Source organism: Arthrobacter sp. BG3 (assembly GCF_056680185.1).
The window spans coordinates 2257229-2275882 of sequence record NZ_CM155270.1; the positions used below are offsets into that span (position 1 = coordinate 2257229).

Below are 18654 nucleotides of genomic sequence, written 5' to 3' on the forward strand. Positions count from 1 at the left end.
GTAACGGGTCAAGCTGGCGGGGGTCAGGCGCCTGCACGGGGGTTGAGGATCGAGTCAAGGGCAAGGCCAACGGCGTGCAGGTGCTGGCTCATGGCGATGCGCGCTGTCGCCGCGTCGCCGGCTTCGATGGCGGCCAGGATGCGCCGGTGCTCCTCGTCGGAAGCGTGCTGGCGGTCCGCCACCATGTTCAGGGTTTCGGACTGGTGGGCCAGGGCATCCCGGATGTCCGCGACGACGTTTTCGAACACCTTGTTCCGGCTGGCCCTCGCGATCAGCGCGTGGAAGCTCGAGTCCAGGCCCACCCACACTTCGGGGTCGTCCTCGGCGGCCATCGCGGCGACGATGTCCCGCAGGCTGTCCAGTTCTTCGGGCGACCGACGTTCTGCCGCCAGCCCGGCGGCAGGAACCTCGATGTGGGGACGTGCCTCGGTGAGATCGCGTGCTGAGTATTGGCCAAGGACCAGGTCCTTGGCCACGCGGTCGGCGACGACGAAGGTGCCCCGACCGGTCCTGGTGACGGTCAGCCCCAGGGCGGTGCAGGACCGCAAGGCCTCGCGGACCACGGAGCGGCTCACACCGTACTGCTGGGCAAGCGTGGCCTCGGAGCTCAGCTTGGCGCCGACGCCAAGCTTGCCGGATTCGATTTCGGAGCGGAGGACATTGAAGACTGCTTCGGCCGCGCTGAGGCGGGCGAGAGGCTGTCCTGCTGTCCGGCTGTCTGACAGGTTCACGCCTAAAATATGGCAGGGATCACACCGGCGTGTCAACTGTGACGGCGGCCCCGGGTGCCCGGGGCCGCCGTCGTCGTGGTGCCCTGGGCCCGTCTACAGCGCGGCGAGCAGGTCCTTCATTTCCTGGATCTCGCCCGTCTGGGAGGCCGCGATGTCCTTGCCCAGCTGGATGGCCGCCGCGTCCTGGCCGGAGCGGACCTCGGTGTTCGCCATCTCGACGGCGCCTTCGTGGTGGGCGATCATCTGGCTCAGGAACAGCCGGGCGGCTTCGGTGCCCTGGGCGGCGTCGAGCTTCCCGAGGTCGTCGCCGTTCATCATGCCGGTCATGGAGTGCCCTCCAGGCGCCTGGGTGGGTTCGTTCCAGTCGTTGAGCCAGCCGGTCATCTTCTCGATCTCGGGTGCCTGGGCTGCCTTGATCTTCGTTGCCAGCGCGGTGACCCTGGCATCGATGCCCTGCTTCTTCAGGATCATGTCGCTCATCTCCACGGCCTGGGCGTGGTGCGGAATCATGGCCTGGGCAAACATCGCGTCGTAGCCGTTGTGCTCCGCGTTCCCGGCGGCGGGGGCCGGGCTCGCCGCCATCGTGCTGTGGTCCATGCCGGGCATGCTGCTCCCGCCGGAAGGGGATCCGGTGGAGCAGCCCGCCAGCGCAATGACGGCGGCGACGGTGGCGGAAATGGTCAGGGTCTTCTTCATGGAAAATCGTGTCCTTTGTGGATCCTGTGGCGGAGCCGTTGATCTGGGGGCGCGCGGCGGCCTCTGGGATTGGCGGCCGTGCGCTGGGAGTGGGGTGCGCCGGCGTCGTCACGGCACAGGCCCAGTCCTACGTGCGGCTGATGGACAGCTCCCGGGGAGTTGGTGTCCCGGGACGATAGGTGCGGTCCGGCTGCCGGGCGGCCGCGGCTGGCGTCCAGGCTTGCAACGCCAGCGGCGTGGTCCCGGGCGGCGGGGCGCTCAGGGAAGCGCCCGCCGGTGAGGGGGTGCAGTCAACGTGAACCGCGGGCTTGTCCGCGCACCCGCCGGGGCAGACGCACGACGGCGGCACTGCAGTGCCGCCGACCGTCACCGACGCTGGCGTCAGCGGGGCGGGCGTCGCGGCGGCGGGCGTCGCGGCGGCGGGCAGCGGCGCCGTCAGGCCCGCGGTGTGGCTGGCATGGCCGTCGTAGGGTGCGGATGGCGAGCCCGCAGGGTGCTCCGCCGCGGCTTGTCCGGCCCTGCCAGGAAGCGGCCCCTGGGAGTGCATCCCATGGGAGCCGGAGAAGATGTGCATGCCCAGGAAGCCGGCGATCACAGCGAGAATTCCGGCCAGCAGCACGGCGCGGCGAAGGGCAGAAGCGGCCCCTGCTGGGCTGGCTGCGGTCATCACGGTCCTCCTTTTCGCGCGCCCGGGGTGGTTTTCAGGCTACCGGTGTTCAACGAAAGTTCCGGGCAGTGTGTTCCAGCCACCCATGTCCCTTGGCCGTGAGCGGTTTGGCCGATGCGGGCAACTATGACAGTATCTGCGTATGAATGCAGATATGCAGGTTGAGGTCGACAGCCCCCACGTGGAGCTAGCCGTCGAGGTGTTCTCGATGCTGGCCGACAGCACACGGGTCCGGCTGATCCTCGCCTTGGGTGAGGGGGAACTGCCGGTCAACGCGCTCGCCGAGAAAGTGGGGAAGCCGGCGTCGGCCGTCTCGCAGCACCTCGCCAAAATGCGGCTGGGCGGCATGGTCGCCACGCGGCAGGAAGGCACCAAGGTCTTTTACCGGCTGCAGAACGACCACGCCCGCCAACTGGTGATGGACGCGATCCACCAGGCAGAGCACGCCCTCGGCACCGCCCCGGGGCACGGCGCATGAACCGCCCGTCGGACGCCGTGGATGAACACAGCCGCGGCGGCGCTCAGGAGCCCACCCACGACGTCGGCGCCGTCCACGATCATGGCCACGATCATGACCACCCCCATGACCACGGCCACGATCATGACCACCCGCATGAGCACGGCCACGACCATGGCCCGCACGGCCATACGCACGCCAAGGGTCTCAAGGGCTGGCTCCAGTCAGTCTTCGTCCCGCACTCGCACGACGCCGCGGACTCCATCGACGAGGCGCTCGAATCCAGCTTGCAGGGCATCCGTGCGGTCAAGGTCTCCCTGCTGGGGCTCGGCACCACCTCGCTCTTCCAGCTGGTGATCGTGCTGGTCAGCGGCTCGGTGGCGCTGCTGGCAGACACGGTGCACAACTTCTCCGACGCACTGACCGCGGTCCCGCTCTGGATCGCGTTTCTGCTGGGCCGACGCAAGGCCACCCGGACGTACACCTACGGTTTTGGCCGGGCCGAGGACCTCGCCGGGCTGTTCATCGTGGCAATGATCGCGCTCTCCGCGGTGGTGGCCGCCGTCGAATCCATCCGGCGCATCTTCGAACCCCAGCCCGTGCACAACCTTGGCTGGGTACTCGCCGCCGGGCTGGTGGGCTTCGCAGGCAACGAACTCGTGGCGATCTACCGGATCCGCGTCGGCCGGCGGATCGGTTCCGCGGCTTTGGTGGCCGACGGCATCCACGCCAGGACGGACGGCTTTACCTCACTGGCGGTTGTGGCGGGCGTCGTCGGCGTCTGGCTCGGTTTCCCGCTCGCGGACCCGATCGTGGGCCTGCTGATCTCCGCCGCCATCGTCGTCCTCCTCTGGGGCACCGTGCGCGACGTCGGGCGGCGGCTGATGGACGGCGTCGACCCCGAACTGACCGAACGGGCTGAGGCCGTGCTCGCCGAACATGCCGGGGCCGGTGGCGCCGCGCGCCTGCGCTGGTCCGGACACCGGCTGCACGTCGAGGTCACGGTGCCTGTGGCAACGGACGCGCACCTCGTCGAGTTCGCCTCCGTGACGTCCAATGTGGAACGCGGGATCCGGCGGGCATTGCCCCACGTCGGCTCGGTGACCGTTGTGCCCGGCTTCACCACCGACGGGTCGGCGACGGGCGCCTAGATTCCCAGCGTGGCGAGACTCTGCTGCAGCGTCTCCGCCGAGTGGTGCAGCGAGACGAGTTCGCCGTCGTCCATGGGGGTATCCAGGACCTGGCGGACTCCGCCGTGCCCCACGATGCTCGGCAGGGACAGCGCCACGCCGGTGATTCCGTACTGGCCGTCCAACACGGTGGACACCGGGAGGACGGCGTTTTCCCCGCGCATCAGGGCCTCCACGATCCGCGTGCCGGACAGCCCGATCGCGTAATTGGTGGCACCCTTTCCGGCAATCACCTTGTAGGCGGCCTGCGTCACTTCGCGCGCGGTTTCGGCGAGGTAATCGGACGTAAAGACGGGTTCCCCGGCGACCCTCCAGCTGCGGATCGGGACCGGGCCGATCGTTGCGCCGGACCAGATGGGGAATTCGGTGTCGCCGTGCTCGCCCACCATGCTGGCGTGCACGCTGGTGAGGGAGACGCCGGCTTTCCGCGCCAGCAGCCACCGCAGCCGGGACGTATCGAGGACGGTGCCGGAGGAGAAAATGCGGGAGGACGGTAGGCCGGAGATCTTCTGCGCGGCGACGGTCAGGACGTCGCAGGGGTTGGTCACCAGGACGTAGACGGCGTCCGGGGAGTGCGTGAGGAGTTGCGGCATGAGCTGTTCGAGGATGCGGACGTTCGTGCTGGCCAGGTCCAGCCGTGTCTGGCCCGGCGCCTGTTTGGCCCCGGCGGTGATGACGACGACGTCGGCCCCTTCCGTTGCGGAGATGTCCCCGCCGCCGATGACGGTTGCCGCCGCGGCGGCGAACTGGGTGCCGTGGGCCAGGTCCAGCACCTCCGCCTCGGCCTTCGTTGCGTTGACGTCGAAGAGGGCGACGTTGCTGGCCGAGCCGCGGATCAGGGCGGCGTAGGCGAGGGAGGTGCCGACGCTGCCGGCGCCGACAATTGCGAGTTTAGATCCGGGACTCTGGGGCATGGTTTGCTTCTTTCCGGTCAGACGGCGGGCGGTGCGACAGTGCCTGCCGACCGTCCCATAGCTGAGTCCTTTCCGGCAGCGAGCCCCACCAGGGACGCGTCCGTCCGGGCTCGTCTCCAGCTCACCAAGGGGCGCCGGGCTTGGGCAGGGCCGTTGGGCCCTAAGCGGGCCCGATGCGCAATGGAAGAGGACCCCCCGTCGCGCGCGTCCTGGGCAACCGGCTCAGAGGTGCTGGATACCTGCGCGCTGCATGGCGTCCTTGTAGACCTCGACGTTCTTGTTCAGGAGTTCATCCTGCTTGGCTGCCGAGACGGCGAAGGCGCGGCCGCCCAGGGCCGTGGCCTTGTAGATCTTGACGCCGCGGTTCTTCAGGGAGGAGTGGTAGGTCTTCTCGAAGAGCGTCAGGAAGGCATGGGCATCGGCGCCGTGGGCGATGACGGCGGAGACGCGCTTGTTGATCTTGAGGAACTGGCGGAACGGCCGCAGTCCGTCCGTCTTCTCCTGGACGTTCAGTGCCGAGGGCAGTTCGGGGTCGCGGACCCAGGGGTAGGCGTTCCACGGCATCACATAGCGGGGGTCGAGTTCGACAGCCTCGTAGATGGAGGTGGCGCGTCGGGCGGTCTCGTCGTCGTTGAAGTGGGAGACGAAGCCCGATTCGGTGCCCTTGCCCGGGGCGATGTGGAGGCTGACGATCCGGCATTCGTCCTCGTCGTGGACGGGATCGATGTAGGGGACGACCGACCCCGGTTTCTTTTCCATCAGTTCGTCGCAAAGCTGCGTTACGGCGGCGATGTTCGGTTCCTGCAGCAGGGTCTTCTTTTCGTCCCAGTCAATCGTCACGATTTCTCCCTCAGCGCTCGGCGTCCAGAATCAGGCGTCTGGCTCCACTCTACGCTTTTGGTCGCCGGGGCGTTTTTTGGGTCGTATGGAAGAGGCGACGGACCCCTAGTCACACTGCATGGGCGGGCGTACGCTTAAAGCGCCTGCAGGTAACCATCTGGTTTAGCCGGGTCGTTCAGGACATGAAAATGTCCGAGCCATCTCATAGCGAGATCGCGAAGGTACCTGCAGGCCTCGCATTTAAAGGCTTGCGCGCGTGGAGTTCCGCACTGCAGCCGAATCCGTGGCGCCAACCTCATCCAGGTGTGCCCGCAACGGACTGACCGCCGCAGCAGTTGAATCCAGCCGCCGCAGCGGGAGAACCCGCCCAAACCTCTGGCCCTTGCCGGCCGCCACGGGCATGATGGAACCGATCCCAGGTCCTCACTCCGCTCCGCGCCCAAAGCCCGTCGGGTCGTCCCCGAAAGCAGGCGAAGCGTGAATTCAGAAGCGATGGAACGAGCCCGTGAAGTTGAGGCGCAGCTGACGGATGAGGAGCGCTTTTCGCTCCTGATCAGCGTTATGGGTGCCAATGAGGTGCTCAAGGACAAGGACCCGCGCATCCCGGACGGCGTCCCGATGAGTGCCGGCTACACGCCCGGGATCGCACGGCTGGGCATCCCCGCACTGTTGATGAGCGACGCGAGCTTGGGCGTGACCAACCCCGGCTACCGGGAGGGCGACACCGCCACGGCGCTGCCGGCATCGATCGCCCTGGGCGCCAGCTTCAACCCCGAGCTCGCCCGCAGATCCGGGCAGCTGGTGGGCCGGGAGGCCCGCAGCAAAGGGCTCAACGTCCAGCTCGCCGGCGGACTCAACCTGCACCGAGACCCGCGCAACGGCCGGAACTTTGAGTACCTCTCCGAGGACCCCTGGCTCACCGGAGTCCTCGGCGCGGAATCGGTCAAGGGCATCCAGGGCGAGCAGGTCATCTCCACGGTCAAGCACTTTTCCCTGAACTGCAACGAAACCAACCGGCACTGGCTGGACGCCGTCATCGACCCGGCCGCGCACCGGGAATCCGACCTGCTCGCCTTCGAAATCGCCATCGAACGCGCCCAGCCCGGCTCGGTCATGACTGGATACAACAAGATCAACGGCACCTACGCGGGCGGCAACGGGCCGCTGCTTCAGGGCATCCTGAAAGGCGCCTGGGGCTTCCCCGGCTGGGTGATGTCCGACTGGGGTGCGACGCCGAGCTGGGACTTCGCGCTCCGGGGCCAGGACCAGGAATCCGGCGTGCAGATCGACGTGATGATGTGGGGGCACGAGACCTTCACCGCCCCGCTCCGCGCGGCGTACGCGGCGGGTGAACTCCCCAAGGAACGCCTGTCCGAGATGGTGCAGCGCATCCTCTACGCCATCTTCGACGTCGGCATCGACCGATGGGAGGAAACGCCCGACGTCGACCTGGCCGCCCATGCCGACATCGCCCTGGAGACCGCGCGGCAGGGGATTGTGCTGCTCAAGAACGACGGCGTACTTCCGCTGAAGGCGCCTTCAACTGCTGCTGCGCCCTTCAAGATCGCGGTCATCGGGGGACATGCCCAGCTCGGCGTACCTTCGGGCTGCGGCTCAAGCGCCGTCACTCCGCCGGGCGGCTACGCCGAGGTCCACTCCATCGGCGGCCCGGGCATTATGGGGAGCATGCGGAACCTGTACCTGCTGCCCTCTTCCCCGCTGGCGGAACTGCAGAAGCTGCTGCCCGACGCCGAAATTGAATACGACCCCGGGATGAGCCCGGCCGAGGCAGCGCTGCTCGCCCGCCGGTCCGACCTCGCCGTCGTTTTTGGCATCCGGGTGGAGGGCGAGGGCTACGACAACGCGGACCTGTCCCTGCCGTGGGGCCAAGACGCCGTGATCGAGGCCGTCGGGGGCGCCAACCCGAACACCGTGGTCGTCCTCGAGACCGGCAACCCCGTGGCGATGCCATGGCTTCGTAAAGTCAGGGCGGTCCTGGCGGCCTGGTACCCCGGCCAGCACGGCGGCCAGGCGATCGCTGAAATCCTCGCCGGCGTCACGAACCCGTCAGGGAAACTCCCGCTGACCTTCCCGACGGGCATGGACCAGACACCCCGGCCGGAGTTGCCGGGCCTCGGCACACCGTGGGGTACCCCGACGGTGGTCAACTACAACGAGGGATCCGACGTCGGCTACCGCTGGTTCGCGAAGACCGGCCAGGAACCACTGTTCCCCTTCGGCCACGGACTCAGCTACACCAGGTGAGCTGCCGCGGAGTTCTCGGACAGTGGGCCCTCTTAAAATGGGGGTCTACCGAAAGTAGAGATCAGCATGACCGCATCACGGAAGCGATTTACCCAGGAGTTCAAGGACGAGTTGTGCCGCGAGGTGATCAGCACGTCCAAGCCGATTAAGGACGTGGCCACCGCGTACGGTGTCGGGCCCGAGACGCTCCGCAACTGGCTGGTCAAGTACCGCGAGGCCAACGGCGGGACAGAGGCTGATCTGACGGTGCCGGAGCGGGCCCGGCTGAAGGAGCTCGAGCGTGAAGTTCAAGAGCTGCGGGCGGAGACTGCGTTCCTGAAAAAAGCCAGCGCTTACTTCGCGCGGGAGCAGCGGTAGTGAGCAAGTATGAATTCATCGATTCCCAAAAAGCTGAGCCCGCCAATCGGAACTCGGTGGTGAGGATGTGCCGCTGGTTGGCCGTCTCGACGTCCGGTTTCTATCACTGGGCCACCCGTCCGCAATCTGCCACCTCGGGGCGCCGGCAGGCCCTGACGGCGCGGATCCAGCACTTCTTCGAGGAGTCCGAGGGCACCTACGGGTACCGGCGCATCCATGCGGATCTCGCCGTGGAACAGACCGAGTGCTCTCCCGAGCTGGTGCGGCAGATCATGCGTTCCCAGGGCCTGGTGGCCTGTCAGCCACGCCCGTTCCGCGTCACCACCGAGGCTGACGCTGAGGCGGCCGCGGGCATGCCGGACCTCGTCAACCGGGACTTCAGCGCCGACCGCCCCGGGGTGAAGTTCGTCGGCGACATCACCTACATCCACACCTGGCAAGGGTTCGTCTACCTCGCCACCGTTATCGACTGCTACTCGAAGAAAGTCGTCGGCTGGTCCATCGCTGATCACATGCGCACCGAGCTCGTCGCAGACGCGCTCAAGAACGCCGCCGCTACAACCCGGATCGAGCCGTCCGCGATCTGGCACTCCGACCGGGGCAGCGTCTATACCTCGGCCGATTTCAGGGCCCTGGTGGCCGGCCTGGGCATGCGTTCCTCGATGGGCCGCACCGGGGTGTGCTGGGACAACAGCATGGCCGAATCGTTCTTCTCAGCCCTGAAAAACGAGCGTGTCTACCGGACCGTATACGCGACCAAATCACACGCCCGGAGCGATCTCATTCGCTACATCGAGGGGTTTTACAACAGCCGGCGCCGACACTCCGCGCTCGGTTACCGGCGGCCCAACGAAGTCCACTATGGTTATCAACAGCCAGCCTTGGCAGCGTAGAAGAATCCACTAATTCCGCTGTCCGAAATCACCGCAGCAGCTCAAGGTTCGACTATGCGGACCTGGCAGTGCAGGACCGGGGCGGGGTGCTAGCCGAGTTCACCGTCACCAATGCGGGGCCGCGCCGCGGCGCCGATGTGCCCCAGCTCTACCTGCTCGAGGATCCTGCCGGGACCCGGATGCGGCTGCTCGGCTTCGAACGCGTGGACCTGGAACCCGGTGAATCACGGACCGTCTCGCTGGAACTCGATCCGCGGCTGCTGGCCTCCTACGACGCCGGCCGCGGGCAGTGGCGCACCCGTGGTGGCAGCTACCGCCTGGCGCTCGGGCACTCGGCCGGCAACTACGCCATGGAGGCCGACGTATCCCTGTCCGAGTCGTGGTTCGGGCGGTAGCCGGCCGGGTTACCAGGCAGTGTCTCAGGCCGCGGTCGCAGCCGCTGATCCTGGCCCGGGGCGGGCGCTTCTGACCGTCTTGGCGAGGTGACGGAGTTCGCGCCGTTCCCGGGAAGCTGCTGCTTTAGAAGGCGGAGGCCCGGGCAACGGCGGGGCCAAGGATTGGTAGATGTGTCCGGTGGGGGTGGTGACGTTGAGGGTGTGTCTGGGTCCGGGGCTGGGGCGGGAGGTCCAGCCGGGGGTTTCTTTGGTGTGGTTGCAGGCTTCGCAGAGTCCGGCGCCGTTGGTGTGGTTGGTGGTGCCGTCGTGGTGCCAGGGGATGATGTGGTCGAATTGGCGGATGGGGGCGTCGCAGTAGGGTGTGCGGCAGGTGGTGTCGCGGGCGGTGAGGTAGCGGCGGAGTCCGGGCGGGAAGAGCCGGGCTCGTGAGTCCATGGCGGTGAGGTCGCCGGTGCCGGGGGCGGTGTAGAGCCGGCGGAGCCAGACGTTCAGGGCTGCGTCTTCGCCGTCCGCGGCGCGGTCCCCGGCGCTGGTGCGGACGGTGTCGCCAACTTCCCTGCCGGTACCGGCTCCAGCGCTCATGCCCGTGCCCGTTCCTTCGGTTTTGAGGAGGGTGCGGGCCCAGCTGGCGGGGACGATGCCGTAGCCGGGGAGGCGGGCGGGTTCGCTGTGGCCCTGGAAGAGGGTGCGGTCGGTCATGACGAGTTGGATTTCGATGCCGCTGATCCCGCCGGGGGTGCCGGTGGTGCGTTCGATGAGGGCGTCGGCCATGAGTTGCCCGCGGGTGCGGGGGTCTCCTCCGGCGCGGAGGGTGGCCGCGTGCCGGGTCAGGGCGGCGTGGGCGGCGACGCCGGCGGCGACGGGGAGCAGTGCGGTGAGGTAGCACATGGTGTCCGGGGCCGGGCGGAGGCTGACGTGCCGTTCGGTGGCGGCGTGGCTGGCGCGGGCGGTGACGGTGCGGGGGTCCCGGCGGTAGGCGGCGGTCCGGGCTGCGGCGATGATGTGCCGGTCCCCGGTCCCGTTGAAGGTTCCGGTGTCGGCGGCGAGTTCGGCGTCGACGGAGGCCCGGTCGGCCGCGGACAGGCAGGCGGTTTCCTTCACCAGCAAGGTGGCGCGCCATTCGTTGAGCTGCCCGCTCTCCAACGCCGCGAGGGTGTGGGGCATTTCGGTGAGGAGGGCTTGGGCCAGGCCCAGGAGCCGTCCGCCGCGGGCCGGGGATTCCCGCCGGGCCAGGGCGATCTGCGCGCCGACCCCGGATCCCAGCTCCGCCGCCGGCAGACCAAGGTTCCGCTGTTCGCGGCGCTGGAGGAGGTCGAAGGCGACGGCGATTCTCGCCTGCAGTGCGGCCGTGGCGGATTTCAGGTCCTCGAGTTCCCGGAGCTGGCCGATCAGTCCGGCACTCTCACAGGCCGGGCGGACGGCAGCGAGGGAGCGGGCCACCTCGGTGACCGCCCCACCAACCGCCGCTTCCGGAACCATTTCGGGCCCCTGCTTGCCGTCCATGGAAACACACTATCGGCCACCTGCGACATTAAAAGGGGCCAAGGGAAAAGCGGCCACGGGGCTGCATATCCGTAAGCTTTGAAGGAACGCCCAGCGCCCCGATCCAAGGAACCCATGCCAATCCACAGACAGTCACTGAAAGAGGACGGGTTTACCGGATTCCGGCCTCTCGCTGACCTTGACATCAACCGGATCCCGCAGAAACCCGGGATCTTTGCGGTGCTGCAGCCCGAGAGCTTCCGGCCGCAGTTCCTGGCCAAAAGCACGGCCGGAATCTTCAAGAAGAAGGACCCCACCCTGAAGCCGGAGGCACTCAAAGCCAAATGGGTCGACGGCGCGGACGTCCTCTACGTGGGCAAGGCCGGCCCCGGGAGCAAGGGCAACCGTGGGCTGCGCCGGCAGATCCAGGAATTCGTCGACTTCGGCGCCGGTAAGCCGCCTGGTCACTGGGACGGCCGGCTGATCTGGCAGCTCGCCGCGGCCGGGTCCCTGATCGTCGCGTGGAAGGAGCTGCCCGTTGAGCAGCTCAACGCGGCCGAAGCCGGATACCACGCCGCGTTCGTGGATGAGTACGGCCAGCTGCCGTTCGCGAACCTGGTCCAGTCGCGGGTCAAGGGCAGTTAATCCCAATGGTCAGATGCCGCCCCGGTAAGTAAACCGGCCCGCCGCCAGGGTCGCGGCCACCGGCATCGCGGCAAAGACAGCGTCGGACACGGCCAGCGGGTCGCCGTCGAGCACTGCGATATCCGCCGGTTCCCCCCGACGGATCCTTCGGCCCCGACCGCGCGTTGACGCGGTCAGGGCCTCCATCCGGGTGAGGGCCTGCTCCGGGTGCCAGGGCTCCCGTCCGTCCCTCCGGGCCCGGGTGGTGGCCGCCGACATGGAGGTCCACGGCTCCAGCGGCGCCACCGGAGCATCGGAGCCCAGCGCCAGGGTGGCCCCGGCGGCCAGCAGCGACCGCAGCGGGAACGCCCGGTCCGTGCGCCCTGCCCAGTTGGAATCGGCGGCATCACGATCATCCAGGGCATGGGCGGGCTGGACGCTCGCCGTCAGGCCAAGCCCGCCGAAGCGCGCGAAGTCCTGGCCGCGGACAAACTGGGCATGCTCAATCCGCCCGGCGATCCCGGCCGCTGCAAAGGCATTCAGTGCCACCTCGTTGGCGCCATCGCCGATCGCGTGGACCGCAGGAACGAATCCGGACTCCTTGGCCCGGACCAGCAGTTCCAGCAGTTCCGGTTCGCTCACTGTGAGCAGCCCGTGGCCGCCATGCGGATACGGGTCCACACAGTACGCCGTGCGGGTGTTCAGCGAGCCGTCGATCAGCACTTTGAGCGGGCCCACCCGCAGCAGCCCCGCCCCGCCGTCGAGCTCCTGCCCGGTCCGCATCCCGTCCGCGATGGCCCGCGACAGGTCCTGCGGATAGACGCCGACGTCCACCCGGAAATAGTCGAATCCACCAGCCACGCGCCGCCGCCACACATCGCGGTTCCAGGTCATTTCGAAATCGACAATCCCCACTATCCCGCGCGCCGCCGCCGCCTGCCCGGCCTCGCGCACCCAGGCATCCACGACGGCGTCCGGCAGATTTCCCAGCTCGCGGGTCAGTTCAAAGGCCGGTTCCTCACGCAGCAGCCCGGAGGTGTCCACCGCCACTCCGTAGCGTTCGGCCGCCGCGCTGTTAAGCCAGACGCAGTGCAGATCATGACTCAGCAGCGCAGTCGGCAGGCCCCGGGTGGCGCCGTCGAGCAACTCCCGGCTGGGAACATCCGCCCAGGCGGCGTCACGGAAGCCGACGCCCACCACGGTCAGGCCGCCGCCGTCATGGCTGGCCAGTTGGGAGCTTACGACGCCGGCCGCCTCACGCGCCGAGGCGGCGCCGGAGAGGTCGATCCGGTTGGCGGCGAGGGCCCACTGGGTCATGTGGACATGCTCATCCCACAACCCCGGGATGACGTAGCGGTCGTCCAGATCAACCACCCGGGAAGCGGGGTTGCCGGGAATCCCGGCGGGACCGATTCGTGAAATGACGCCGTCGGTCACGTGCACGTCGTGAAGCGCCCGCCCGCCGGGAAACCGGACCGAGGCGAGCACGACGTCGTTCACGGCATTGGCAGGAGTCTCAGGCATACGGAACAGGTTATGGGCCGGACCGCTCCGCACCAATCCGGAGCCGCCACTGCACCAACCGGGACCTGTGGACGGCGCAGTTGCCGGGCTCCGACCGGCACACGGGACTTTCGCCCCTTGCCCAGGAAACGCATGCCGACCATGCTGGATTTGGGGCGGTTCCTGCACGGCCATTGGGGATGAACCGCTTGCTTGTCAGTTGTACGGTCTCGCTCGAACCTTGGGGAAGGAAAAGGCATTCTGCCCGTTGCCGCGCCTGCGGGAACTTGCAGGAGACCGCAACCAACATGACTGTCACCAACGATTTTTGCCTCTTTGAGTCAGCGCACAGCCTACGCGGGAGCTCTGATGCCCCGTGACCCACAGGCAGTATGGAAACCGGGCCAGCGCTTACTACGCGCACCCATCACACGGGGATCCCCGCATCAGAGTGCTCATCCGGATCGACGCCATTGAGGAGTCGGCGCGCGTCAACGTCCGGGGCGTCGTTACCCCCGCCAACATCCGGGCCCTGTACGTCGTCTGCCGCCGTGTGACAGCCAAACTTCCCGGCTACGAAATCGTCGTGGACCTCGCCCATGCCCGTGTGACGGCCGAGGCCATGGAGGAACTCCACGAGCACGCCCGCCACTCGGTTATGTCATCCGGCATCGACGGCTCCGTAACCCCGTGCCGGCTGCGCATCGTGGATCCGGCCACCATCCTCAGAATCAAGGAGAACGCATGAAAGCCCTCGTTTATGGCGGTCCCGGAGAAAAGTCCTGGACGGACGTCCCCGATCCCAAGATCCAGAATCCCAGCGACGTGATCGTCAAAGTGGAAACCACCACGATCTGCGGCACGGACCTCCATATCCTCAAGGGCGATGTTCCTGCCGTGACCAAGGGCCGGATCCTGGGCCACGAGGGCGTCGGGACCATCACCGAGGTCGGCTCCTCAGTCACCAGCCTGAAGGTGGGGGACCGCGTCATCATCTCCTGCATCAAGTCGTGCGGCCACTGCGCCAACTGCAAAACCGGGCTCTATTCGCACTGCATGGGCGAGGAAGGCGCTTCCGGAACCGGCTGGGTCTTCGGCCACCTGATCGACGGCACCCAGGCTGAATACGTCCGCGTCCCGTACGCCGAAAACTCCCTCCACCTGCTCCCGGAGGGCGTCAACGACGAGCAAGCCGTGATGCTCTCCGACATCCTCCCCACCGGCTTTGAGATCGGCGTTCAGTACGGCCGCGTCAAGCCCGGCGACACGGTCGCCGTCGTGGGGGCCGGCCCGGTCGGGCTTGCCGCGATCGCCACCGCCGGACTCTACGGTGCCGCCACCATCATCGCCGTTGACCTTGACGCGAACCGGCTGGAAAAGTCCCGTGAGTTCGGTGCCACCGACGTCGTCCTCTCCAGCGACGTCGACTGGAAGGAGCAGGTGCTCGCGTTGACCGACGGACAGGGCGTGGACGTGGCAATTGAGGCCGTCGGCATCCCGGCCACTTTCGACATGTGCATCGCCGTCGTCCGGCCGGGCGGCAACGTGGCCAACGTCGGCGTGCATGGCAAGTCCGTGGAGCTCCATGTTGAGGACCTCTGGATCCAGAACATCAACATCAGCATGGGTCTGGTGAATGCCAACACCACCCCGATGCTGCTCAAGCTCGTGGCGCAGAAGAAGGTGCCGGCGGAGAAGTTCGCCACCCACCACTTCAGCTTCGATCAGTTCCTGGAGGCTTATGACACCTTCGCCCGGGCAGCGGAAACGAAGGCTCTGAAGGTAGTGATCACGGCATGAAAGCCCTGGTTGTCTACGATTCTGCGTACGGCAACACAAAATCGGTGGCCGAGGCGATCGCCGGCTCGCTCGACGGGCTCCAGGCGAGTTCCGTCCCGGTCGGGGACTTTAAGCCCGATGCTCTCTCGGCCGGGGACCTCCTCGTGGTCGGAAGCCCGATCAACGGTTGGCGCCCGACGCCGAAGATCACGGCGCTGCTCTCGGCCCTGGGAAACGGTGCCCTCACCGGTGTAAAGGCTGCCGCGTTCGACACCCGGGTCCGGATGTTCATCCACGGCGACGCTGCCAAGAAGATAACCCACGCACTGAAGGCCGGCGGGGCCGACATCATCGCCGAACCCATGCCTTTCTACGTAAGAGGCAGCGAGGGGCCCCTGCGCAGTGGCGAAATTGAGAAGGCCGAGGGATGGGCGCGAGCCCTGCTCACCTCACTCAGGAGCTGAGTCAGCTGATCTGAGTCATCTGAAAGGACGGCGGCCATGCGACCAGGCCGGATAGTCATGCTGGTGCTGGGAACTCTCAGCGCGCTCATCGGGCTGGGGCTGCTGGCCGGTGCCGGCGCCGCAGGTTTCGCCAATTACCTGCAACGGGACAATGGATACTTCACGAGCCCGGCGGAACGCTACGTCACGAACTCCTACGCCCTGACAACACCCCGCCTGGACATCATGACCGACGGCGGAGTGCCGGAAACCGCCCCGGTCGGCGTCGTCGGAAGTCTCATGCTCAGGGGTTCTGCGTTTGCCGGCAAGGATGTCTTCATCGGGATCGGGCCGCGGAGCGACGTGGCGGCTTATCTGGATGGAGTCAGCCATTCCGAGATCACCGAGGTCCGGTTCAACCCGTTCCGGGTGGAGTACCGCGACGTGGCCGGAGCCAAGGTTCCGGCGAGGCCCGCGGACCAGAGCTTTTGGGCTGCGTCCGCCACCGGCCCGGGGGAGCAGCAGCTGAAATGGGATCTGCGCTCCGGCAGCTGGGCTGTGGTCATCATGAACGCCGATGCCAGCGCCCCGGTGGCCGTGGAAATGAAAGCCGGAGCCCGCTCCGACCTGCTGTGGCCCGTCTTCATCGGGCTGCTGATCGGCGGAATCGTGCTCCTGCTCATTGGAGTTCCCTTGATTGTGTTTGGCGCAGCAGGGCTGGGCCGCGGCAAGGCCGGCCCGCCTCTGCCCGGTCAGCCAGTGCCCGGCCAGCCGCAGCCAACGGCCGGACAGCCGCAGCCGCTGGCCGGGTCCTCCGCACCCCAGCTTTACGCGGCGGGTGCGGTGCCGGGTGCGGTGGCGGGCGTTCCGCCGGGTGCCGGGGTGATCTATCCGGCCCGGCTCAGCGGCTATCTGGACCCGAGCCTGTCCCGCTGGAAGTGGCTGTTCAAGTGGCTTCTGGCGATCCCGCACTTCATCGTCCTCTTCTTCCTGTGGTTTGCGTTCGGGGTGGTGACGATCGTGGCGTGGTTCGCTATCCTGTTCACCGGCCGCTACCCGCGCTCGCTGTTCAACTTCAACGTCGGGGTGATCCGCTGGAGCTGGCGGGTGGCCTTCTACTCCTACGGGGCGCTCGGCACGGACATCTATCCCCCCTTCACCTTGGAGCGCACCGACTACCCCGCTGACTTTGACGTCGACTATCCCGAGAAACTGTCCCGGGGCCTGGTGCTCGTCAAGTCCTGGCTGCTGGCCATCCCACACCTGCTGATCATCGCGTTGCTGACCGGGACCGCCCAGGCCTGGGTATACCGCGACGGCCATTGGGTGCAGGTCGGCGTGGGGGCCTCCCTGCTCGGTTTGCTGGTCTTCATCGCCGGGGTCATCCTGCTGTTCACCGGGGTGTACCCTCGGGGTCTCTTCGACTTCCTGATGGGCCTGAACCGCTGGATCTACCGCGTCAGCGCATACGTTTCCCTGATGCGCGACGAATACCCGCCGTTCCACCTGGACATGGGGCCCCGGGATCCGGGCGACACGGCTGCGATTTCCCTACCGGTGCCGCCCGCCGGGCCTGAATTCGCGCCGGTTCCGGGAGGTCCCGGTGCCGCCCCGCCCGGTCCGGCCCAGGGCGAGCCGGGGTTCTACGGTATCGGCGGCCCCGCAGCTCACGGCGCGGATGAGCCGGAAGCCCCCGTCAGCCCGGACAATCCGCCGCGCGCCTGAACCGCCCGGGACTTCTCTTACCGCAGCGCCATGCCCCCTGAACTGGCCGACGCCTCTTGCCAGCGGCTTCCGGCGAGAACATAGTGGAGGGAATTTACCACTCCACGGCGGGAGGCAGGCGATCATGCTGAACAACGAGGTGCCGGGAAGCGGGTTGCTGCAGGGCAAAACCGCGCTGATCTATGGTGCGGGCGGTTCCATCGGCGGCGCCGTGGCCCGGGCTTTCGCAGCGGAGGGCGCCTTCGTCCACCTCGCCGGGCGGACCGGGTCACGGCTGGAAAAGGTAGCCCGGGACATCCAGGAGGAGGGCGGCCGGGCCGAAACGTCCGTCGTTGATGCCCTGGACGAGGAACAGGTCGACGCATTCGTGGACCGGGTGGCGAGGAAGCACAAAAGGATCGATATCTCCTTCAACGTCATTTCCTTCGGCGACGTCCAGCAGCCGCTGATGGACATTGACGTCAATGACTTTACGCAGCCGATCAGCCTGGCCACCCGGGCCCATTTCCTCACCACCCGGGCCGCAGCGACCCACATGATCAAACAGCGTTCCGGTGTGGTGCTGATGTTCGGCGGCTCCGGTCCGCAGACCCTGCCCGGGCTCGGCGGCTTCAAGGTGGCCCTGGACGCGATGGAGGGGCTGCGCCGGCAATGGGCCCTGGAACTAGGCAAACACGGCATCCGGGTGGTCACAATGGTGTCCGGCGGGATCATCGAGACGATCCCGTGGCAGACGGAGGGGCGGGAGGAGATCATCGTGGAGATCGCCAGGTCCGCCCACCTGAACCGCACCGCAACGCTGGCGGATGTCGGGAACGTCGCCTGCTTTGTGGCCTCTGACAAGGCCGGGGCCATCACCGACGCCACGGTCAACATCTCCGCCGGCGCGATCGTGGACTACTAGGGCTACGCCACCAGGTTCGCCGCGGCCCCGTCCATGTGCTCGAGGATGGTCTGCCGCGCGAGCGAGGCGTCGCCGGACTCGATTGCCGTGACGATGTCGTAGTGCCGGTCGACGCTCATGTTGCTGACAGCCCGCTCCACACCCGCGAACATAATGGACATGCGGATGGAACCCTCCAGGGACTCCCACGAGTGCAGCAGGGTTTCGTTGCCGGTGAGCCGGCACATGGTCCGATGGAATTCGAGGTCGGATTCGATCCGCTCTTCAAGGCTGCCCTCGGCGGCCGCCGCCATGGCATCAATCGCGGTGCGCAGCGAGGCTGCGACCTGCACCCGGTCCGGCAGTTCGCACAGCGTGCGGGCGGCGAGCGATTCAAGCGCGGCCCGCACCGCGAAGATGTCGCGGATTTCCTTGGCGTCGAGGTGGCGCACTGACAGCCTGCCCCGCGGCCCGGCGGAGAGCAGGCCCTCCTGCTCCAGCTGGCGCAGGGCCTCCCGCAGGGTCCCGCGGCTGATCTGCAGCATGTCCGACAGCTCGGTCTCCACGAGGTGCCGTCCTGGTTCAAGTTCCCCGCTGGTAATGGCGATGCGGAGCGCGGACAATGCCTGTTCGCGGAGACTCTTCTTCTCGAGTCCCAGCAGCGGTGCTGTAGCTCCGGCCATGGCGGGTGTCCTCAATATCGCGTGGTGACGGTTGACAACTCACTGTCAACCGCTGGTGTGTTAACTGTTGATCTTACGGCAGAAGCGCGGAACGGACCCTGTGCCCGTGCCGCGCTTCCGCCGTTGC

Annotated in this window: 19 protein-coding genes; 11 read left to right on the top strand and 8 right to left on the bottom strand. The window is 67.3% G+C overall.

All coding sequences use genetic code 11. The features are described 5' to 3' along the window. Positions 1-23: 23 nt before the first annotated feature. From AC1MFL_RS10045 to AC1MFL_RS10055, 3 genes are all read right to left on the bottom strand, one after another. Complete coding sequence (locus AC1MFL_RS10045; RefSeq protein ID WP_479809443.1) at positions 24-731, bottom strand: FadR/GntR family transcriptional regulator; 708 nt, start codon at positions 729-731, stop codon at positions 24-26. Between the two features lie 93 nt (positions 732-824). Beyond that, positions 825-1427, bottom strand: a complete 603-nt coding sequence (locus tag AC1MFL_RS10050) for a DUF305 domain-containing protein (protein WP_479809444.1) — start codon at positions 1425-1427, stop codon at positions 825-827. 127 nt (positions 1428-1554) lie between these two features. After that, positions 1555-2094 (bottom strand): hypothetical protein, encoded by a 540-nt coding sequence (locus AC1MFL_RS10055; protein WP_479809445.1) that lies wholly within the window; start codon positions 2092-2094, stop codon positions 1555-1557. A gap of 142 nt (positions 2095-2236) precedes the next feature. Here AC1MFL_RS10055 and AC1MFL_RS10060 point away from each other — a divergent pair, with 142 nt between their 5' ends. Further along, the gene (locus tag AC1MFL_RS10060) at positions 2237-2572 is read left to right on the top strand and encodes an ArsR/SmtB family transcription factor (protein ID WP_479809446.1); all 336 of its coding nucleotides are present in this window, start codon (positions 2237-2239) and stop codon (positions 2570-2572) included. After that, on the top strand, positions 2569-3702 hold the full coding sequence (locus AC1MFL_RS10065; RefSeq protein WP_479809447.1) for a cation diffusion facilitator family transporter: 1134 nt from the start codon (positions 2569-2571) through the stop codon (positions 3700-3702). Before AC1MFL_RS10060 ends, AC1MFL_RS10065 begins: the two co-directional genes overlap by 4 nt. Here AC1MFL_RS10065 and AC1MFL_RS10070 read toward each other — a convergent pair. Both AC1MFL_RS10070 and AC1MFL_RS10075 read right to left on the bottom strand, forming a co-directional pair. Continuing rightward, positions 3699-4655 (bottom strand): L-lactate dehydrogenase, encoded by a 957-nt coding sequence (locus AC1MFL_RS10070; RefSeq protein WP_479809448.1) that lies wholly within the window; start codon positions 4653-4655, stop codon positions 3699-3701. The two genes, AC1MFL_RS10065 and AC1MFL_RS10070, sit on opposite strands and share 4 nt — an antisense overlap. 222 nt (positions 4656-4877) lie before the next feature. Then, positions 4878-5495 carry a uracil-DNA glycosylase family protein gene (locus AC1MFL_RS10075; RefSeq protein ID WP_479809449.1) on the bottom strand — a complete coding sequence of 206 codons (618 nt, stop codon included), beginning with the start codon at positions 5493-5495 and terminating at the stop codon, positions 4878-4880. 477 nt (positions 5496-5972) lie between these two features. Between AC1MFL_RS10075 and AC1MFL_RS10080 the strand changes: the two genes are divergently transcribed. The 3 genes from AC1MFL_RS10080 (at position 5973) to AC1MFL_RS10090 (ending at position 9405) form a co-directional block, all read left to right on the top strand. After that, positions 5973-7760 carry a glycoside hydrolase family 3 protein gene (locus tag AC1MFL_RS10080; protein WP_479809450.1) on the top strand — a complete coding sequence of 596 codons (1788 nt, stop codon included), beginning with the start codon at positions 5973-5975 and terminating at the stop codon, positions 7758-7760. A gap of 66 nt (positions 7761-7826) precedes the next feature. Further along, positions 7827-9010, top strand: a protein-coding gene (locus AC1MFL_RS10085; RefSeq protein WP_479809451.1) for an IS3 family transposase whose coding sequence is annotated in 2 segments (ribosomal slippage) — positions 7827-8088 and positions 8088-9010 — 1185 coding nt in all. Because the reading frame shifts where the segments join, the coding sequence is not laid out codon by codon here. An 86-nt stretch (positions 9011-9096) separates the two neighbouring features. After that, positions 9097-9405 (top strand): fibronectin type III-like domain-contianing protein, encoded by a 309-nt coding sequence (locus AC1MFL_RS10090; protein ID WP_479809452.1) that lies wholly within the window; start codon positions 9097-9099, stop codon positions 9403-9405. Positions 9406-9429: 24 nt separating this feature from the next. Here AC1MFL_RS10090 and AC1MFL_RS10095 read toward each other — a convergent pair whose 3' ends face one another. Then, positions 9430-10908, bottom strand: a complete 1479-nt coding sequence (locus AC1MFL_RS10095) for an HNH endonuclease (RefSeq protein ID WP_479809453.1) — start codon at positions 10906-10908, stop codon at positions 9430-9432. A gap of 114 nt (positions 10909-11022) precedes the next feature. Between AC1MFL_RS10095 and AC1MFL_RS10100 the strand changes: the two genes are divergently transcribed. Next, positions 11023-11532, top strand: coding sequence for a hypothetical protein (locus tag AC1MFL_RS10100; RefSeq protein WP_479809454.1), 510 nt, complete (start codon positions 11023-11025; stop codon positions 11530-11532). A gap of 9 nt (positions 11533-11541) precedes the next feature. Here AC1MFL_RS10100 and AC1MFL_RS10105 read toward each other — a convergent pair whose 3' ends face one another. Further along, entirely contained in the window at positions 11542-13035 is a 1494-nt protein-coding gene (locus AC1MFL_RS10105; protein WP_479809455.1) for an amidohydrolase, read from the bottom strand. A 355-nt stretch (positions 13036-13390) separates the two neighbouring features. On the opposite strand from AC1MFL_RS10105, the gene AC1MFL_RS10110 reads away from it, so the two are divergent. The 5 genes from AC1MFL_RS10110 to AC1MFL_RS10130 all read left to right on the top strand — a co-directional run bounded on the left by AC1MFL_RS10110 (position 13391) and on the right by AC1MFL_RS10130 (position 17865). Beyond that, a complete protein-coding gene (locus AC1MFL_RS10110) occupies positions 13391-13762 on the top strand; it encodes a hypothetical protein (protein ID WP_479809456.1) in 372 nt (123 codons plus the stop codon). After that, on the top strand, positions 13759-14814 hold the full coding sequence (locus AC1MFL_RS10115) for a zinc-dependent alcohol dehydrogenase family protein (RefSeq protein WP_479809457.1): 1056 nt from the start codon (positions 13759-13761) through the stop codon (positions 14812-14814). The genes AC1MFL_RS10110 and AC1MFL_RS10115 overlap by 4 nt, the downstream gene beginning before the upstream one ends. Beyond that, entirely contained in the window at positions 14811-15257 is a 447-nt protein-coding gene (locus AC1MFL_RS10120; RefSeq protein WP_479809458.1) for a flavodoxin family protein, read from the top strand. Before AC1MFL_RS10115 ends, AC1MFL_RS10120 begins: the two co-directional genes overlap by 4 nt. Before the next feature lie 36 nt (positions 15258-15293). Continuing rightward, a complete protein-coding gene (locus tag AC1MFL_RS10125; protein ID WP_479809459.1) occupies positions 15294-16961 on the top strand; it encodes a DUF4389 domain-containing protein in 1668 nt (555 codons plus the stop codon). A gap of 124 nt (positions 16962-17085) precedes the next feature. Continuing rightward, entirely contained in the window at positions 17086-17865 is a 780-nt protein-coding gene (locus AC1MFL_RS10130; protein ID WP_479809460.1) for an SDR family NAD(P)-dependent oxidoreductase, read from the top strand. Positions 17866-17867: 2 nt separating this feature from the next. Here the strand turns inward: AC1MFL_RS10130 and AC1MFL_RS10135 are convergent, their stop codons facing one another. After that, on the bottom strand, positions 17868-18527 hold the full coding sequence (locus AC1MFL_RS10135; RefSeq protein ID WP_479809461.1) for a GntR family transcriptional regulator: 660 nt from the start codon (positions 18525-18527) through the stop codon (positions 17868-17870). Positions 18528-18654 lie beyond the last annotated feature (127 nt).

Bases quoted from the DNA above. Each gene is read 5' to 3' on its own strand.
- AC1MFL_RS10050 (WP_479809444.1), bottom strand. From the start codon at position 1,427: ATGAAGAAGACCCTGACCATTTCCGCCACCGTCGCCGCCGTCATTGCG.
- AC1MFL_RS10055 (WP_479809445.1), bottom strand. From the start codon at position 2,094: ATGACCGCAGCCAGCCCAGCAGGGGCCGCTTCTGCCCTTCGCCGCGCC.
- AC1MFL_RS10060 (WP_479809446.1), top strand. From the start codon at position 2,237: ATGAATGCAGATATGCAGGTTGAGGTCGACAGCCCCCACGTGGAGCTA.
- AC1MFL_RS10065 (WP_479809447.1), top strand. From the start codon at position 2,569: ATGAACCGCCCGTCGGACGCCGTGGATGAACACAGCCGCGGCGGCGCT.
- AC1MFL_RS10070 (WP_479809448.1), bottom strand. From the start codon at position 4,655: ATGCCCCAGAGTCCCGGATCTAAACTCGCAATTGTCGGCGCCGGCAGC.
- AC1MFL_RS10095 (WP_479809453.1), bottom strand. From the start codon at position 10,908: ATGGACGGCAAGCAGGGGCCCGAAATGGTTCCGGAAGCGGCGGTTGGT.
- AC1MFL_RS10100 (WP_479809454.1), top strand. From the start codon at position 11,023: ATGCCAATCCACAGACAGTCACTGAAAGAGGACGGGTTTACCGGATTC.
- AC1MFL_RS10105 (WP_479809455.1), bottom strand. From the start codon at position 13,035: ATGCCTGAGACTCCTGCCAATGCCGTGAACGACGTCGTGCTCGCCTCG.
- AC1MFL_RS10115 (WP_479809457.1), top strand. From the start codon at position 13,759: ATGAAAGCCCTCGTTTATGGCGGTCCCGGAGAAAAGTCCTGGACGGAC.
- AC1MFL_RS10120 (WP_479809458.1), top strand. From the start codon at position 14,811: ATGAAAGCCCTGGTTGTCTACGATTCTGCGTACGGCAACACAAAATCG.
- AC1MFL_RS10125 (WP_479809459.1), top strand. From the start codon at position 15,294: ATGCGACCAGGCCGGATAGTCATGCTGGTGCTGGGAACTCTCAGCGCG.
- AC1MFL_RS10130 (WP_479809460.1), top strand. From the start codon at position 17,086: ATGCTGAACAACGAGGTGCCGGGAAGCGGGTTGCTGCAGGGCAAAACC.
- AC1MFL_RS10135 (WP_479809461.1), bottom strand. From the start codon at position 18,527: ATGGCCGGAGCTACAGCACCGCTGCTGGGACTCGAGAAGAAGAGTCTC.